Source organism: Micromonospora sp. NPDC004540, assembly GCF_040610095.1.
Classification (GTDB): domain Bacteria; phylum Actinomycetota; class Actinomycetes; order Mycobacteriales; family Micromonosporaceae; genus Micromonospora.
On sequence record NZ_JBEXLR010000129.1, the window covers coordinates 1 to 15,832 of the forward strand.

Genomic DNA, 15,832 nt, shown 5'->3' on the forward strand with positions numbered 1-15,832 from the left:
CGCAAATTGGCCGCCGGCTAGTTGGCGGATCTCCTCGTCGGGCAGTCTCTGACCGTCCAGCCTCCCCGGACGGGGACAAGGTGGAGCGCCCTACCGGACGAACGACCTGGTCCCCGTCCGGGGAGGCTGGTAGCCCTTGTGGTGCCCGGCGAGGAGATCCGCGGCAGCATCTCTGAGGAGGGCCGGGGTTCGGGGCGGAGCCCCGAGGTCTTCTGATCCTGTGACTCTCAAGCGTGGCCGGCCGGCCCGGCCGATGCCGGCCGGAGGTCGCCAGCAGGCCGGGGCCGGGCCGGCGCGGCCCGCTTGCGGGCCGCCTTGATCCCTAAGAGGTCAATTCGGCAGTGCAGGGGCCTTGTCACATGTGATCCGACAACAGATCCGCGACAGTCGTCCGCCAACGGAGGTGCGACAGATCCAGCGACCTAGAGGCCAGGGTTGGCCGCCGACGAAACGTGCTGCCATGTCGAGAGTGTGTCGAGGCGGCGATCGCGTCCCATAGACGGCCGCTGCTAGCGTCACCGGCAACCGTTGAGGAGGGAGTGCCGATGGTGGATCGGGCGGAGGTCGGTGGAAGGCCGCGGTCGGTAACGATTGCAGTGGCTCTGATGGCCGTCGTGGCCGCCGGGTATCTCGCAGACGCGGTGGCAGTCGTCGCTGGGGCAGCTGCATACCCGGACCGTGTGCGCGAGGCACTGAACGCCTCCGAGGTCGACCCACGTGCCTTTGACGCTCTCAAGCCACTGACCTCGGCATTGCCCTACGTCGCGGCGTTGATCACCGCCGTGGCAGCACTGGTCCTACTGGGTATCGCGGCCTCGGTGCGTGCGGGGCACTTCGCGGGCCGCATCATCGCCTGGATCGCGATCGGTCTGTCCCTGACGTGCAACTTCTGCGGGCTGGGCCAAGCTGGTACGCCCGCTTTCAGCGGAATCGCCTACGTGTCCGCCCTCAGCCGTGACGCCTCCGGAACTCACACGTTCGTCCAGCGGTTACCGGCCGCGTACCCGCCGGCCTATCAGTACCTCAGCGCAGGCTTTGCCCTCTTCGCGATGCTCGCCTTGATCGTCGTCGTCGTGCTGCTCGCGCGACCCTCAGCCAACCGCTTCTTCCGTCCGGCCAGACAGCTGGCACCGCCGCCAGCTACTCACCACCTGGGCGGCCCGCCGCCAGCTACTCACCACCTGGGCGGCCCGCCGCCAGCTACTCACCACCTGGGCGACTCGGCGCAAGCGCCGGTCGCTGGGGCAGCCCGTCCGATCGGCGGCCAGACTTCCCAACTGTCGGTGCTGGTCGGGCAGCATCAACGCGGCGAGTTGACCGACGAGGAGTTCGCTGCGGCTCGCCAGCAACTGCTCGGTGGCCCCTGATACCAGCACGTCAGACATGCTGGTATCCGCCCGGCGGGAGACGCAGCTGCGCCCTCAGGGTCACACTCCTGCCTCCCGCCATCAGCCGCTGCGCGGTAACGCCCCCACATGCCGCGATCAGCGCGCTGAGGGGTCGCAGATCAGTTGGCGGACACGTGTCGCACATCAGTCGACGGAGGACAAGGGGCCTTGTCACAAGGGGCCTCGTCAGAACTTCGGCTCGACCGGTGAGGACAGCATGTCGGCCAACTTGCGTAGTACGTCAACGGCCTGGTCCCGGAGGGCTCCTTCGGCAACCTCTTCGCGCAGCGACCGGCGCTCGGCCGGTTGGGCGACCTCGCGGTAGAACTGGAGGTCTTCGAAGCCGTAGGTGGCTACGTCGTGGCTGGTGGCTCCGAAGATCAGGCGGGGATGCGTGCCCAAGGGGCAGCCGCCCGTTTCCCTGCATCTGCCTGATATTCACCCCATCGGTGCGTTTCCGGCAGCCGTGACCGGGTAGCACGGGCCATGCCTGGTCTGTCACTGGTGACGGTCGGCGCCAGCCTGGCGCCGGCCGATCCGGCGCAGCTGCTGCCGGCGCGCGAGCAGATGGCCTTCACTCTCGGCTTCCACATCATCCTGGTGCCGTTCGGGGTGGCCTTCACCTTCCTGATGCTGATCGCGAACGCCCGAGGCATTCGTCGGAACGACGAGACCGCGCTGCTGCTGGCCCGCCGCTGGTCGCAGGTGGCGGCGGTGCTGTTCGCCGTCGGCGCGGTATCCGGGACGGTGCTGTCGTTCGAGCTCGGGCTGCTCTGGCCGCGACTGATGGGCACCTACGGCGCGGCGTTCGGCATCCCGTTCGCGATCGAGGGTCTGTTCTTCTTCCTGGAGGCGATCTTCGTCGCCATCTACGTCTTCGGGTGGCAGCGGATGCGACCATGGCCGCACTTCTGGACCGGTGTGCCGGTGGTGCTCTCCGGGATCGGCGGCACGCTGTCGGTGGTCGCGGCGAACGCGTGGATGAACCAGCCGGGCGGATTCACCATGCGGGACGGCAAGATCGTCGAGGTCCGCCCGCTGGAGGTGATCTTCAACGGGGCATTCGGGTTCGAGGCCATCCACATGCTGCTGGCCGCGTACATGGTCGCCGGGTTCGTCGTCGCCGGCGTGTACGCCGCCGGGATGCTGCGCGGCCGCCGCGACCGGTACCACCGGCTCGGCCTGGCGATACCGCTGACCGTCGCGGCGCTGGTCACCCCGCTGCAGATCTTCGTCGGCGACATCGCCGCGCGCGAGGTCTACCGGAACGAACCGGCGAAGTTCGCCGCGATCGAGGCCGTTCCGACCACTGGCACCCACGTGCCGGAGGTGCTGGGCGGCTACTACGCGAACGGGAAGGTGCACGGCGGCATCAAGATTCCCTCGGGGGCGTCGCTGTTGTCCGGCTACTCGCCGTCCACCCGCATCCAGGGCCTGGACGCGATCCCCGCCGAGGTTCGACCGCCGGACCGCCTGGTCACGATCGTCCACCTGAGCTTCGACGTCATGGTCGGCATCGGCACGGCGCTGCTGGGACTCTCCGCCTGGTACGCCCTGGCCTGGTGGCGCCGCCGTGACCTGCCACGCAGCAGATGGTTCCTCCGGGCGACCACGATCAGTGGCGTGCTCGCGGTGGTGGCCTTGGAGGCGGGCTGGGTGGTCACCGAGGTCGGCCGGCAGCCATGGACGGTCACCGGTCACCTCCTCACCCGGGACGCAGTCACCACATCCGGCAACCTGTGGCTGTTCTTCGCCGCCACCGTCGCGCTGTACGTCGCGGTCGGCGCCACCACCGTGTACGTCCTGCGACTGCTGCGCCGCCGCTGGCGCGACCAGGGCGGGGCGACCGAGACGGACGTGCCCTACGGCCCGGCCCGGGGTCCGGAGGCCACGCCGGCGGCAGGTCAGGCATGAGTACGTTCGCCGCCGTCGTGTTGTTCATCGGCGTCACCGCCTACGCCGTGCTCGGCGGCGCGGACTACGGTGCCGGCTTCTGGGATCTCACTGCCGGTGGTGCGCGACGTGGGCGAGACCCAAGGCACCTGATCGATCAGACGTTGGCCCCGGTGTGGGAGGCCAACCACGTGTGGCTGATCTTCTGCCTGGTGATGCTCTGGACCGGCTTCCCGTCCGCGTTCGCCGCGATCATGACCACGCTCTACATTCCGCTGGGCCTGGCCGCCCTGGGCATCGTGGTCCGCGGCAGCGGGTTCGCGTTCCGGAAGGTGGTGGTGAAGACCGACCAGCAGCGGGCGACCGGGGCGGCGTTCGCCACCTCGTCAGTGATCACGCCGTTCTTCTTCGGCACGATCGCCGGTGGAATCGCCTCCGGGCGGGTGCCCGCCGACGGGCACGGCGATCCCGTGACGAGCTGGGTCAACCCGACGTCGCTGCTCGGCGGAGTGCTCGCGGTCGGGGTGTGCGCGTTCGTCGCCGCGGTGTTCCTCACCGCCGAAGCCCGTACCCGCGCTGACGCCCACCTGGAGGGCTGGTTCCGCCGTCGGGCCCAGGCCAGCGCCGTGGCGACCGGCGCCGTGGCGCTGGCCGGGATCGCCGTCCTGCACGCCGACGCCGGGCGCCTGTTCGACGGGCTGACCGGCCGCGGCCTGCCGTTGGTGCTGATCTCCGCGGCATCCGGGCTGGCCAGCATCGCGCTGCTTCATCGGGCGGAACCGCGGTTGCTGCAGGCGCTGGCCGTCGGCGCGGCCGGCACGGTGGTGGTCGGCTGGGGCGTCGCCCAGTACCCGTACCTGCTGGGCACCCACCTGCGCCTCGACGAGGCCGCAGCTCCCGACGCCACCCTGGCGTCGCTCACCCTCGTCGCCGCCGCGGCGCTCCTGCTCGTCGTGCCTTCCATGGCGCTGCTGTTCGTCCTGCACCAGCGCGGTCGGCTGGACACCGCCTGACTCAGTTCACGCTGGCGCCGTGCCGGACCGCGGCCGGCCGTCCAGCCCACCCGTCGGTCAACCGCACGCCCTACGCTCCGCAAAACGCACGGTATGCCTCATCTGAGGTCGACCAGGGCGTCTTCAACATGCCGGTTGAAGTTGGGTAGGCGTTGATCCTCTGTCAGACGTGGTCCCCCGGGACTTGGCCCAGGTGGTGTGCGTTTGACGAAAAGCGTTAGTCAACGCTAACGTGTTTCCGTGATCGACGCGCTGTCTGCCGCAGCTGAGCCCACCCGGCGACGCATCCTGCAGCTGCTCGCGTCGCAGCCGCGCACGGTCAGCAGCATCGCGGCGGAGTTCACGGTCACCCGGTCGGCGATCTCCCAGCATCTGTTGCTGCTGGCGGAAGTTGGTCTGGTGCAGGCCGAGAAGGTCGGCCGCGAGCGCATCTATCGCGTCGTTCCCGAGGGGCTCCGTCAGCTGCAGGCCGAGATCGACCGGTTCTGGACCGCCGAGCTCGATCTGTTGGTCGCCGACGCGCGCACCCTGAAGTCTCAACGGATTGAGAGAGACCACTGATGTTCACGAAGACCGTCGTCCTTCCCGTCGACATCGACGAGGCATTCGCCCTGATCACCGAGCCGGAGCGGCTGCGTCGTTGGCAGACGGTGTCCGCCCGGGTCGACCTGCGCGTGGGCGGTGACTACCGCTGGACCATCACCCCCGGCCATGTGGCTTCCGGCACCTTCCGGGAGATCGAGCCCGGCAAGCGGGTCGTTTTCGGCTGGGGCTGGGAAGGCAACCCGGACCTCGCCCCCGACGCCTCGACCGTCACGATCGCGCTCGAGCCGGTCGCCGACGGCACCCGGGTCACCCTCACCCACGAGGGGCTGACCGACGAGCAGGCGGCGATGCACGCCGAGGGATGGAACCACTACCTCGGCCGTCTCGAGAAGGCCGCCGTTGCCGGCGACGCCGGCCCGGACGAGTGGTCCGCCGCCCCCGAGCGGCTCGACGAACTGTCCGCCGCCGAGGCCACCCTGGCCGTGCTGCAGACGGTCCTGCGCCAGCTGACCTCCGCCGACCGACCCAAGCAGACCCCCTGCGCGGAATTCTCCTGCCACGACCTCGCCGAGCACCTGTTCGGCTCCATGGTCGCCTTCGGCGCGATGGCCGGCGTCGAGGTGGTGAACCCCGAGACGGGATCCCTGGAGAACCGGATGGCCACCATGGCGGCGCAGGCCATCGAGGGCTGGCGCGCCCGCGGTCTCGATGGCACCGTTCCCTTCCCCGGCGGCGGCGAGATGCCGGCCAGGTTCGCAGCGAGCATCATGCCGGTGGAGTTCCTGCTGCACGCGTGGGACATGGCCCAGGGCAGCGGCAACGCCCTGGTCGTCAGTGACGAGGTCGTGGCCTACGTCCACAAGCTCGCCGAGCAGATCGTCCCCGGCGGCCGCGGTCACTCGTTCGCCGACGAGGTCCCCCCGTTTACCGACGCCGACCCGATGGAGCGGCTCGCCGCTTTCGCCGGCCGCCGCCCCGTGGCTGCCTGACCGGATCCGACCATGCAGATGCCCAAGCCCACCGAGGCTGACAAGCAGTTCTTCCGCTCCCTCATCCCGGATGTGCCCGGGGTCGAGGTCAAGCCGATGTTCGGCAACCTCGGCGCGTTCGTGAACGGCAACATGTTCGCCGGCCTGTTCGGCTCGTCGGTCGGCGTGAAACTCGCCGCCGACGACCTGGCCGAACTGGCGACGTTCGAGGGAGCGGGACCCTTCGGCCCACCCGAACGGCCGATGGGTGGATACCTGTCCCTGCCCTCGTCAGTCACCGCCGAACAGGCGACCCGGTGGGTCAACAAGGCACAGGCGTACGTCGCGACGCTGCCGCCCAAGCACAAAAAGAAGAAATAGCCGCAACAGCGGTCGGCGACGCAACGCGGCGCGCCTACCGCCGCCCGGCGAGCGGACGTCGGGCGACGTCCGCTCGCCCGGCGGCATGAAGGATGTCGCCCGATGGACATGAGCCCGCCGGAAGGCGACACCTTCGGTCTTCCCTAGGAGGTCAATCAAGCACGATCAACGAGGCAGAACGGCCATGACCTGCGGAAAGTAAGGACGACGGATGTTTCCACAGGGCCTGTTGGCCGTCCAGCAAGCAGCTCGACCGCGACACCAGCACGTCAGTAGGCTGCGGCCGTGGCCGGGCCAGCAGAAGAACACGGCGACCAAGTCCGAGTGGGCCACTTGCTCCCACGTCTGCCTCGCGACCCGACAAGGCCGCTCCCCGGTGTTGCCAGCGATCGGGAGTTGGAGATTCTCGCCACCAGGCTCGGAACCGATGTTCCCGAGGAGCTGGCGGAGCTGGGGGAAACCGTCGCCGCCCTGGCGGCCAAGACCGACGTCAAGGCCCGCCTCGGCGGCAAGGCCACCTCAGCGGCCGATGGACTTCGGCAGCGCTTGACCACAGCGAGCCGGTCAGCGAAGACCTCGGCAACGCAGAGGTTCCGCACGGTGAGCCAGAAGCCTCCCAGCGGGCCGTAATGGCCAAGCAGAAGGCCGGTCAGGCCATGGCCAAGGCACGCGGCTCGGCCTCAGCCGGTGCCCAGACCACCGGCAAGACCGAGTCCACCGAGGCAACCTCCGCCCGTGCCATGACAGCAGAGGTCAGCACCGCGATACGCGCCAAACCCCGTGCCGGTCCTCGCGGCCTCCGGCGCCGCAGCCGCCCTCACGATCTTGGCCTACCGACGCCGGACGAGTTGACCAACGGCGCCGCTGCGACCCGTGATGGTGCCCCGTCTGTCCCCCACATTGCCAGGACCGGGCCGCGCCGGGTCAGCCTGGCCCTACGCTGGTTGCTCGGTCCACTGACCGTCCGGCACCATCCCGCCGAATTCCCGCCTTGGCTACTTCCGTAGCTACCCGTCGGGCGTTATGGCGCGACTGCCCTGACTGTTCCCGGCTCGTCGTCTGGCCCGAGCAGCGGTAGGACGCCAGTGACATCGAGGACCCGCCGGACGTGACCGGTCGGATTGTGCACGGTCAGAGATCCACCAGCGTGGGCCGCTTCCTGGTGCGCCCAGATGAGCACGCTGAGGGCCGTCGAGTCGATGAACGTCAGGGCGCTCAGGTCGACGGCGACTACGGCGGTCGCGCGGATCGTGTCGGACAACAGGCCGCGCAGCTCGTCGGCGCTGCTTACGTCCAGCTCGCCCGCCAGGCTCACCACCGTGCGGTCCGCATGCGTCTCGGCATGCCACTGCCATGGTTCGTCATGGCTGATCACTTGGCCGCCTCGCTTGGAGTGATGGTGATGCTGACGGTGGCGGTCAGTCCGTGCGGAGTGCTGTGCAGGACTAGGTCGCTGGCTAGGAGGTGCTGCGCGAGCCAGAGGCCGCGGTTGCCGGGACGGTCGGGTCTAGGCAACTCAGGCACGGCTGTGTTCATTCCTCGGCCGTGATCGGAAACTCGACATGTCACCCGGTCCTGGTAGCGGTGTAACAGCAATTCTCCGAAGCCGCCGCCGTGACGGACGACGTTCGCGACCAGTTCGTGCACCGCCAGCACAAAGTCCTCTAATTTCGTCCCGGTCAGGCCGACGGCCGCGGCGACGGCGGCGACCTTGTGACGTAGCTCGGTCACCCGGTCCGCCGTGATGCGCGCCGTCAATAGCGGGTCACCGTACGTGATCGCCGGCGATGTTGACGAGGCATCTTCGTCCGCATCTGTACCGTCGACCATGGCGGAACCGTACACCCCCCGCCCGTCCCCCGCCTCCGCAGCATGAGGTACTTGCCGACTTATCTCTCGCACCGGTTCGGTCTGAGAAAGCCAGCAGTTCACCAACTAGCCAAGAAGCCTCCGGCTGGCCCGGTCACGGGGACGTTCACGCTGTGCTGCCTGGGCAAACGTCGTCGCCAATGGTTGTCGCTGGTCACTCACGACTGTCCTCCGGAGGTGTGGTGACGGCCCGGGGAACTCGACTGGCCGTGCAGCGGCGTGGCCTGGCTGCCAGACGATTGGTCGGGAGGTGCCCGTCGGGTAGGTTGGCCGAGCGCCGTCCCCGGTCGGGTCGGTCGGGGCACTTGAGAGGCGGGCTGGTAGCAGGTTGTTGGACGATGAGGCCCGGCTAGCCTCGGTACGAGCCACTGGGCTGGCGGCTGTGCCGGACCTGGCGTTGGATCGCTTCGCTCGCATGGTCGCGAAGGTCATCGGCGTTCCGGTGGCTCTGGTATCTCTGGTCGATGACGTCCGTCAGTACTTCCCCGGCGCGGCCGGGCTGGGCCTGCCGTGGATGACCACCCGCCACATACCGCTGAGCCACTCCTTGTGCCAACGGGTGGTGACGTCGGCGAAGCCGCTCGTGATCACCGATGCTCGGGGCGACGACCGGGTCTGCGACACCCCGGCGATCGAGGATCTCGGCGTGGTGGGCTACGCCGGGATGCCGCTGTTCGACGACGAGGGGAACACTCTCGGTTCCCTGTGCGCGATCGACACCTCGCCCCGGATCTGGTCGGATGCTGAGCTGGACCTTCTGGCTGATCTGGCCGCCGCCTGTTCGGCGAAGCTGCGCCTACGGATCATCGCCGGCCGAGCCCAGCGCGAGTTGGAGGCGAGGGTCGCCGCCCAGTCCGCGGTAGAGCGGCTGTCCGATCGGTTGACGCTGGCGTTTGACCGTAGTCAGGTCCTGCTCTCCGCCAGCACCACATTGGCCGACACGGAGACGTTTGACGACATCGTCGCTGCCGTGAGGAATCTTGTCAGCCGCGCGTTCGACCCGTCCTATGTCGGGCTGCTGGTTCGAGAGGAGCGGAGAATCGGGCTGATCGGGTCCAGCGATGTGCCGCCGGCGGTTGCGGCATGGCTGCCCACTTCGCTCAGCGACCGACTGCCGGCGGCCGACGCCGTCCGCAGCGGCACGCCGTCTTCCTGGGTGACAGGGCATCGATTCTTGCCAGTTACCCCCATCTGGCCGACGCAGTAGAGGTGATGGGCTGGAGTGCCGTTGCCGCCGCCCCTCTGCCGGGCAGCGGTGAAGTCACTGGCACCCTGTTCTTCGCCTGGTCGCAACCCCATCCCCTTGAGGTCGACCAACGGGCCACGCTCACCTCACTCGCCGGCTACGTCGCCCACGCAGTACGACGGGCCAGCCACCTTCGCGATCGCGTCGTCACCGCTGAGATCTTGCAGCGGGCCATGCTCACCGAACTTCCCCGATTCGACCCGCTGGAGATGACGGCCCGGTACCAGCCGGCCCATCACCGCGATCAGGTCGGCGGGGACTGGTATGACGCGGTGAAGATTGATAACGACGGCCTCGCCGTTGTTATCGGGGACGTCGCCGGACACGACATCGGCGCCGCAGCGCAGATGGGGCAGCTCCGGGCCATCCTGCGCGGTTACCTCGTCGACCGGAACGAACCACCGTCCGCGCTACTACGCCGACTTGACAACGCCAATCACTCTCTCGGCAGCCACTCGATCGCCTCAGTGTTCCTTGCCTACGTCGATGTGACGCCGGACGGGGCCTACCTGCTGCGGTGGTCCAACGCCGGTCACCCACCGCCCATCCTCCTCCACGCCGACCGCAGCGTGCGGACACTGCCAGCCCGGGATCTGCTACTCGGGGCGAGCCGCTTCGTCGGCCGCGCCAACCACCAGCAGTCGCTGCCCCCTGGCTCAACACTGCTTCTCTACACCGACGGGCTGATCGAGCGACGCTCCGAGACCTTCGAAGAAGGTCTTGCACGCCTACGCTCGTGTCTTGCCGACCACGCACACTTTCCCCTGGATGACTTGGTAGACACAGTCCTCGCCACCGTCCCCGACCCAACCCACGAAGACGACATCGCCGTCCTCGCGCTGCGCGTACCGAGCGAGCCTTCCTCCGACATGGACAGGGCACCTCGGAGGCGTGAACTACGTAGCCAGGAATCGGCGTAGAGGTCGACTCGTTCGTCGCCCACCAGTGCAGCCATTTCGCCAGCCTGACGAAGTGGGAGCCTCTGCGATGTTCATGGCCCGCAGGCCTTGGTTGGGCGGATGTCAGCAGCGCGGCCTCGGCGTAGTCCGAGGGGTTGCCGGTCTGCAAGGGTGAGCACGCCCAACAGGCCCGTGCTGGCACACACCTCGTTCCATCCGCTCCGACGTCCCAATCGCGCACATCCGACTGGCGTGCACCACTCTCGCCGTCAGCGGCGGCCAGATGGTCCTCCCGTCATCCGCGCTGCGAATTGCCGTAGCTTCGCCTGGGTGCTCGGCTTGGCCGCCTCGCGCCGCCCACGGTCAATCATCTTGCGCCCCTGTGGGCTGTTCAGCAAACCCTTGATTCGCTGGCCGACCGATGTCATGACCTGCCACCTCTCAAACCCTCTACTCTCCGCGGTATTTGGCCCTTGCGTCATTGGCTCCTTACCCGAACGCGCCCCGCCTATCTGCCCAGGAGGTGAGCGAGTTGCGCTCCGGTGAGTGCTGTCGGCCCTCGCCAACCTGCGACGGCAAGGCCGCTGAGGAGGTGCCCGTGTCGAACGCACTGGGGATCAGGGACGTCGGCCGCGGCCGTGACCAAGCAAGCCGAGCAGCCGGTTGGGAAAGAAGATCACGTAGTGGAGGTCGTCTGCGGTGACGAGTTTGCCGGCCAGGACCATGCCGACCGGATCCCAACGGCACTCGTGCGGCGGCTGGCCATCGTTGCTGGATCTGACCCCGGCAGCTTGACGGTCGAGGCGACAAACTGGATCTTGGCGACTCCTCAGGAATCGCGGGGTTGCGGCGGACAGCCCTAAGCGGGCCCTAGCTGGGCGTTGCGGGCTGACACAGCAACTCCCCCGTGGCCGGATCCTGGCAAAGGTATCGGCGGCCCTCGTGCATCCATCCCCAGAGCCAGTCTCTGAACAGGGGCTGCCCACAGTGCTCGCAGGTGCTGGCTTCGCCTTCTCCGGGGTCCGGCTGTGCCACCTGGGAAGCACTCTCTACGTCGGTGGGGGTGACCGTCGCGGGTTCCGGCAAGGTGGCAGCCGCGGAACGCTGGCGTGACCTGGGTTCCGAAGCTGGGTGTGTCGCCTCAACCATTCGTGCTTCCTATGCGCCTTGTTCGATCGGAAGGACCCAGGGCTGGAATCCCCTTCCGCCGGGTTGTGCTTCAGCCCGGTCTCTCATGACAAGAGGCGTTGCGCGTGCCGGTGCCGTTACGGGACGGGCGCCGGCCTGAATCGGCGTCACCCACCGCCACCACTGACCGGACCCGCCCTGCTCAACCGGCGATCGTCCCGTCCTTCGTTGGGGTTCCTCCAAGCTGTCGGCGACGCCAGGCGCTCGTTTCCTCGGTGGCGGTGGCGCGTTGACCAGCTTGGGGACCGTCCACCATGACCAACTGGCTCGTCCGATGACCCCGATGCCGGCCGTCGCGTCACCGACCCCCGGGTGTAGCGGCGCGCAGGGTTGGAGCAGTGAGGCCTTGTGCTGAGACGTCTGCTGGATGGCCGCTACCGGTGCGAGGAGCTACTGGGCAGCGGCGGCATGGGTGAGGTGTGGCGTGGTCGCGACCTGCGTCTGGACCGCCCGGTGGCGATCAAGGTGCTCGCCGCGGCCGGCCTGAAGGAACCGATGGCCGCGGAACGCTTCGACCGCGAGGCCCGCGCGGCGGCTGGGCTGACCCATCCGCACATCGTCGCCGTCCACGACTTCGGCACCGAGGAGAACGACTCCTACCTGATCATGGAACTGGTGGAGGGGCGGACCGTGTCCGCGCTGATCGCCGACGGCTCGCTCACCCTCCTGCAGGCATTGTCGGTCGTCGTTCAGACCTGCGATGGCCTCGCCGCCGCGCACGCGGCCGGGGTGGTGCACCGTGATGTGAAGCCCGGCAACCTGATCGTCACCGCCACCGGCACAGTGAAGATCTGCGACTTCGGCATCGCCCGCCTCCCTGGGGCAGACAAGGAAAAGGCCCTCACCGCGCCGGCAACCAAGCTCGGCACCAGCTCCTACATGTCTCCTGAGCAGGCCCTCGGCCAGCCGGTGGACCACCGCACCGACCTGTACGGGCTGGGCTGCACCCTCTACGCCATGCTCACCGGCCGCCCGCCGTTCGTCGGCGAGCAGCTCAGCGTGCTGCATCAGCACGTCAACGAGCCACCCCAGCCGCTGCGCGAGCGCCGGCCCGACGTACCCGCCGAACTGGACGCTCTGACCGCCGAACTGCTGGCCAAAGATCCCGCCGACCGGCCGCGCGACGCGGTCGAAGTCGGGGACCGCCTCGCAGCCCTGCTGCCTCGGGCCGGCACGCCGGTTCCCCTCGTGCCGGTCACGCCGGCGCACCCGGACCAGCCGGGACGGTCCACGCCGATGGCCGACCTTCCACCCGGGCCGGACGCACTCGCCCCTGCACGCCTCAGGCTGGACCACCGCCCGGCAGGATACTGGCGCAGGCCGCTACTGACGGCGGCCCTGCTCGGTGTCGCGCTGCTCGTCCTGACCGGCGTCACGCTGCTCGACCGCGACGACCACACCTCGATCGCGGGACCGACGACCCCGCCGGCATCGGCCACCACCGCCGTGGCGCCCCGCGTGCCTGCCGTGCCGCTCACCGTCGCACCCGCCACGCCGACGCTACGCGCCATCGCATCCGCCTCCCGCAAACCGGTCAGCCCGACACCGAGCGCTCGGGCCACCTCCCGTATGCCGAGTCCGACCCCAGCCGCTGACCCGATCGCCAGCATGCGCCGGTCGATCCGGGAGCAGGTGGAATCCGGCCGGTTGAACCCCGATGCCGCGAGGGACCTGCACGCCAAGGTCGACGCGATCGCGAAGGAGATCGCCGAGAGCGACCCGGACCAGGCCGAGGACCAGCTCAAGAAACTGCGCGACAAGCTCGAAGAGCTGCGACGCGGCGGCAAGCTCACCGCCGACGGCTACGAGGCCCTGAGCGCCGACGCCAACCGGATCGCCGCCGAACTGCGGTAGAGGTGTCGAGCTATTGCCTCGTCTTTGAACGTTGATCGTGTATCCGTCGTTCTGAGGATTCCTCCGGCAGCCTGTCCCTCATCGTTCACGGTGGGAGGTGGTGGCCGGTGGGCAGACGTCCGGGGGTGTTCGTTCGGCAGGTGTCGATGGCCGAGGGTCAGCGGTTGCAGCGGATCACCCGGACCGCGAAGGATCCGGTGAAGCTGCGTCGGGCGATCGTGGTGTTGATGTCGGCCCAGGGGCAGCCGGCGCCGGACATCGCTCGCTTGCTCAGGACCAGCGAGGACTACGTACGGGACGTGATCCACGCTTTCAACGAGCGGGGGTTCGACGCGTTGGACCCAAAATGGAGCGGGGGCGCACCGAGACGGATCGGTGAGCAGACCCGCGACTGGATCTGCGTCATCGCCCGGTGCGACCCCCCGCTTCCTCGGCAAACCGTTCTCCTGCTGGTCACTGTCGAAGCTGCGCGACTACCTCATCGAGGCCTGCTATATCAGCGCGATCAGCGTCGAGGCCGTCCGGCGGATCCTGCACGAACGCGCCTGGTGCGCCACCAACCAAGTAGACCTGATCTTCCTACCGACCTACGCGTCCTGGCTGAACTGGATCGAGGTCGAGTTCGCTGCCCTGCGCTACTTCGCCCTCAACGGCACCGACCACCGCACCCACGCCGAACAGGACGCCGCCATCGGCTACTACATCCGCTGGCGCAACCACCGAGCCAAACCCAAAACCGCATTCGCCGCCGGCTCCAAGATCCGCCACCCCGATTACCCGTTCGAGGCTGCATGACGGGGCACTAGGACCAGGTCGGGCCTCGTCCTCGGACGGCCTGTCGTTACGTGCGGAACGCGGATGCGGTCAGGGCCGGAATGAACTTCGGGCTGTCACCACGATGCCCCGGCGGACTGCTTCCCACGATAAACAAACTAGCAGTGATCTTGCGCGAGCGGTATCCGGCAGACGACCGACTGTGCAGGTCAGCGGGGGTGGCTAAGTTCGCCCCCATGCCCATCAACATGATCACTGCGGGATCCGCAGGCACCTGGACGCTCGGCGACTTGACCGTCAACCGGATCGGATTCGGCGCGATGCGCCTGACGCGTGACGGCAGCGCGGCGAGCGATCGTGACCGGGTCGTCGGCGTGTTGCGCCAGGCGGTCGAGCTTGGTGTGAACCACATCGACACGGCGGCGTTCTATTTCTCGCCGCTCCGGTCGGCAAACGAGTTGATCAACACTGCGTTGTCGCCGTACGCCGATGACCTGGTCATCACCACGAAAGTCGGGCCGGGCCGCGACCCCTCGGGGGAGTGGCTGCCGCTGGCCCGGCCCGACCAGCTGCGCGGGCAGGTCGAGGAGAACCTGCGCCAGCTCGGCCGCGACCATCTGGATGTCGTGAACCTGCGGCAGCACGGGCTGGACTCGGTCGCGGAGCACTTCGGCGCGCTGGCCGACATGCGCGACGCCGGACTCATCCGACACCTCGGCCTGTCGAACATCCGCCCGCACCACCTCGCGCAGGCACAGGCGATCGCCCCGGTGGTGTGCGTGCAGAACCCGTACGGCGTCGACACCCGACGCATGCACGACCAATTCGTGCGCACCTGCGGCGAGCAGGGTGTCGCCTTCGTGCCGTTCTTCGCGATCGCCGGGGACAAACGTGAGGCTGGCGGCGTGGCCACCAACGAGGCCGTGCATGCCATCGCCCGCGCGCACGGAGCGACGCCAGCGCAGGTACGAATCGCGTGGAGCCTCAGCCGCGGGCAACATCTGCTGGCGATCCCCGGCACCGGCAACCCCGACCACCTGGTCGAGAACGTGGCCGCCGGGGCGTTGCGCCTGTCTGCCGAGGAGTTGGCCAGCCTCGAGTAGCGGCGCCCGGCAGGGCCCCTGCAACGAACCCACGACCGTCGACGAGAGGCCCCCCGTCACTTTGCAGACAGCGACAACCTCGCCTATTCCCGTCCCACCGCCGAACAGCTCATGGCTCGTTGCCCGAGGACTCATCCCCGACCACGGCCCCCGGCGCGTCCTAGCCATCGCGACCTTCGTCAATATGCTCGGAAGCGGCATCTTCATGGCCAGCGCCGTGCTCTTCTTCACCCGCTCCGCCGGGCTCCCCCTCACGCAGGTCGCCCTGGGCATGGGCATCGCAGCACTCGTCGGGATGCTCGCCGGGATCCCGACGGGGCATCTCGCCGATCGGCGAGGCCCGCGCGAGATCTACCTGCTCACTCTCATCATCCGAGCCGCCACCATGGCTGCCCTGGCCTTCGTGCACACGTTCTGGCTGTTCGTCGTCCTGGTTTGCCTGACCCAGCTCGCTCACTCAGCTGGCGGGGCGTCTCGAGGCCCGCTGGTGCGCGGCTTCGGCGGCACAAACCCGGCCCGCTACCGTGCCTATCTCCGTTCGGTCGCCAACCTTGCCGGATCTTGCGGGGCCCTCGCCGCCGGCGCCGCAGTGCAACTGGACACCCGCGCCGCCTATCTGGCCCTGATCATCGGCAACGCCACCAGCTTCGTGGCATGCGCCGCCATCATCACCCGACTGCCATCACTGCCGCCCATTCCAGCGCCCCACA

Annotated in this window: 16 protein-coding genes and 1 pseudogene; 14 read left to right on the forward strand and 3 right to left on the reverse strand. The window is 68.5% G+C overall.

Annotation, left to right across the window (positions count from 1 at the left end; all coding sequences use genetic code 11):
• Positions 1-605: 605 nt before the first annotated feature.
• A complete protein-coding gene (locus tag ABZV78_RS28720; protein WP_355643549.1) occupies positions 606-1,367 on the forward strand; it encodes an SHOCT domain-containing protein in 762 nt (253 codons plus the stop codon).
• Positions 1,368-1,574: 207 nt separating this feature from the next.
• On the opposite strand, the gene ABZV78_RS28725 is transcribed toward ABZV78_RS28720, so the two are convergent.
• Positions 1,575-1,790, reverse strand: a complete 216-nt coding sequence (locus ABZV78_RS28725) for a hypothetical protein (RefSeq protein ID WP_355643551.1) — start codon at positions 1,788-1,790, stop codon at positions 1,575-1,577.
• Positions 1,791-1,874: 84 nt separating this feature from the next.
• Between ABZV78_RS28725 and ABZV78_RS28730 the strand changes: the two genes are divergently transcribed.
• The 6 genes from ABZV78_RS28730 (at position 1,875) to ABZV78_RS28755 (ending at position 6,819) form a co-directional block, all read left to right on the forward strand.
• Complete coding sequence (locus ABZV78_RS28730) at positions 1,875-3,302, forward strand: cytochrome ubiquinol oxidase subunit I (protein ID WP_355643552.1); 1,428 nt, start codon at positions 1,875-1,877, stop codon at positions 3,300-3,302.
• The gene (locus tag ABZV78_RS28735; protein ID WP_355643554.1) at positions 3,299-4,294 is read left to right on the forward strand and encodes a cytochrome d ubiquinol oxidase subunit II; all 996 of its coding nucleotides are present in this window, start codon (positions 3,299-3,301) and stop codon (positions 4,292-4,294) included. Before ABZV78_RS28730 ends, ABZV78_RS28735 begins: the two co-directional genes overlap by 4 nt.
• A 240-nt stretch (positions 4,295-4,534) precedes the next feature.
• Positions 4,535-4,855, forward strand: coding sequence for a metalloregulator ArsR/SmtB family transcription factor (locus tag ABZV78_RS28740; RefSeq protein ID WP_355643556.1), 321 nt, complete (start codon positions 4,535-4,537; stop codon positions 4,853-4,855).
• Positions 4,855-5,829: a TIGR03086 family metal-binding protein gene (locus tag ABZV78_RS28745; protein ID WP_355643558.1), complete on the forward strand. Its 975-nt coding sequence runs from the start codon at positions 4,855-4,857 to the stop codon at positions 5,827-5,829. Before ABZV78_RS28740 ends, ABZV78_RS28745 begins: the two co-directional genes overlap by 1 nt.
• A 12-nt stretch (positions 5,830-5,841) precedes the next feature.
• The gene (locus ABZV78_RS28750) at positions 5,842-6,189 is read left to right on the forward strand and encodes a TfoX/Sxy family protein (protein WP_355643559.1); all 348 of its coding nucleotides are present in this window, start codon (positions 5,842-5,844) and stop codon (positions 6,187-6,189) included.
• A gap of 396 nt (positions 6,190-6,585) precedes the next feature.
• Positions 6,586-6,819: a hypothetical protein gene (locus tag ABZV78_RS28755; protein WP_355643561.1), complete on the forward strand. Its 234-nt coding sequence runs from the start codon at positions 6,586-6,588 to the stop codon at positions 6,817-6,819.
• A 391-nt stretch (positions 6,820-7,210) separates the two neighbouring features.
• On the opposite strand, the gene ABZV78_RS28760 is transcribed toward ABZV78_RS28755, so the two are convergent.
• Positions 7,211-7,564: an STAS domain-containing protein gene (locus ABZV78_RS28760; RefSeq protein WP_355643563.1), complete on the reverse strand. Its 354-nt coding sequence runs from the start codon at positions 7,562-7,564 to the stop codon at positions 7,211-7,213.
• On the reverse strand, positions 7,561-8,019 hold the full coding sequence (locus ABZV78_RS28765; RefSeq protein ID WP_355643565.1) for an ATP-binding protein: 459 nt from the start codon (positions 8,017-8,019) through the stop codon (positions 7,561-7,563). The genes ABZV78_RS28760 and ABZV78_RS28765 overlap by 4 nt, the downstream gene beginning before the upstream one ends.
• A gap of 421 nt (positions 8,020-8,440) precedes the next feature.
• Here ABZV78_RS28765 and ABZV78_RS28770 point away from each other — a divergent pair, with 421 nt between their 5' ends.
• The 7 genes and pseudogenes from ABZV78_RS28770 to ABZV78_RS28800 form a co-directional block, all read left to right on the forward strand.
• Complete coding sequence (locus tag ABZV78_RS28770; protein WP_355643567.1) at positions 8,441-9,265, forward strand: GAF domain-containing protein; 825 nt, start codon at positions 8,441-8,443, stop codon at positions 9,263-9,265.
• Between the two features lie 5 nt (positions 9,266-9,270).
• Positions 9,271-10,224, forward strand: coding sequence for a PP2C family protein-serine/threonine phosphatase (locus ABZV78_RS28775; protein ID WP_355643577.1), 954 nt, complete (start codon positions 9,271-9,273; stop codon positions 10,222-10,224).
• Positions 10,225-11,739: 1,515 nt separating this feature from the next.
• Positions 11,740-13,245 carry a protein kinase gene (locus tag ABZV78_RS28780; protein WP_355643569.1) on the forward strand — a complete coding sequence of 502 codons (1,506 nt, stop codon included), beginning with the start codon at positions 11,740-11,742 and terminating at the stop codon, positions 13,243-13,245.
• Positions 13,246-13,472: 227 nt separating this feature from the next.
• Positions 13,473-13,559, forward strand: a pseudogene (locus tag ABZV78_RS28785) (helix-turn-helix domain-containing protein); the annotation flags it as partial.
• A 61-nt stretch (positions 13,560-13,620) separates the two neighbouring features.
• Positions 13,621-14,040: a hypothetical protein gene (locus ABZV78_RS28790; RefSeq protein WP_355643571.1), complete on the forward strand. Its 420-nt coding sequence runs from the start codon at positions 13,621-13,623 to the stop codon at positions 14,038-14,040.
• A gap of 215 nt (positions 14,041-14,255) precedes the next feature.
• Positions 14,256-15,122: an aldo/keto reductase gene (locus tag ABZV78_RS28795; RefSeq protein WP_355643573.1), complete on the forward strand. Its 867-nt coding sequence runs from the start codon at positions 14,256-14,258 to the stop codon at positions 15,120-15,122.
• A gap of 184 nt (positions 15,123-15,306) precedes the next feature.
• Positions 15,307-15,832: MFS transporter (locus ABZV78_RS28800; protein WP_355643575.1), on the forward strand; the 526-nt coding region annotated here is incomplete at its 3' end.

Bases quoted from the DNA above. Each gene is read 5' to 3' on its own strand.
- ABZV78_RS28720 (WP_355643549.1), top strand. From the start codon at position 606: ATGGCCGTCGTGGCCGCCGGGTATCTCGCAGACGCGGTGGCAGTCGTC.
- ABZV78_RS28775 (WP_355643577.1), top strand. From the start codon at position 9,271: ATGGGCTGGAGTGCCGTTGCCGCCGCCCCTCTGCCGGGCAGCGGTGAA.
- ABZV78_RS28730 (WP_355643552.1), top strand. From the start codon at position 1,875: ATGCCTGGTCTGTCACTGGTGACGGTCGGCGCCAGCCTGGCGCCGGCC.
- ABZV78_RS28735 (WP_355643554.1), top strand. From the start codon at position 3,299: ATGAGTACGTTCGCCGCCGTCGTGTTGTTCATCGGCGTCACCGCCTAC.
- ABZV78_RS28795 (WP_355643573.1), top strand. From the start codon at position 14,256: ATGCCCATCAACATGATCACTGCGGGATCCGCAGGCACCTGGACGCTC.
- ABZV78_RS28745 (WP_355643558.1), top strand. From the start codon at position 4,855: ATGTTCACGAAGACCGTCGTCCTTCCCGTCGACATCGACGAGGCATTC.
- ABZV78_RS28750 (WP_355643559.1), top strand. From the start codon at position 5,842: ATGCAGATGCCCAAGCCCACCGAGGCTGACAAGCAGTTCTTCCGCTCC.
- ABZV78_RS28765 (WP_355643565.1), bottom strand. From the start codon at position 8,019: ATGGTCGACGGTACAGATGCGGACGAAGATGCCTCGTCAACATCGCCG.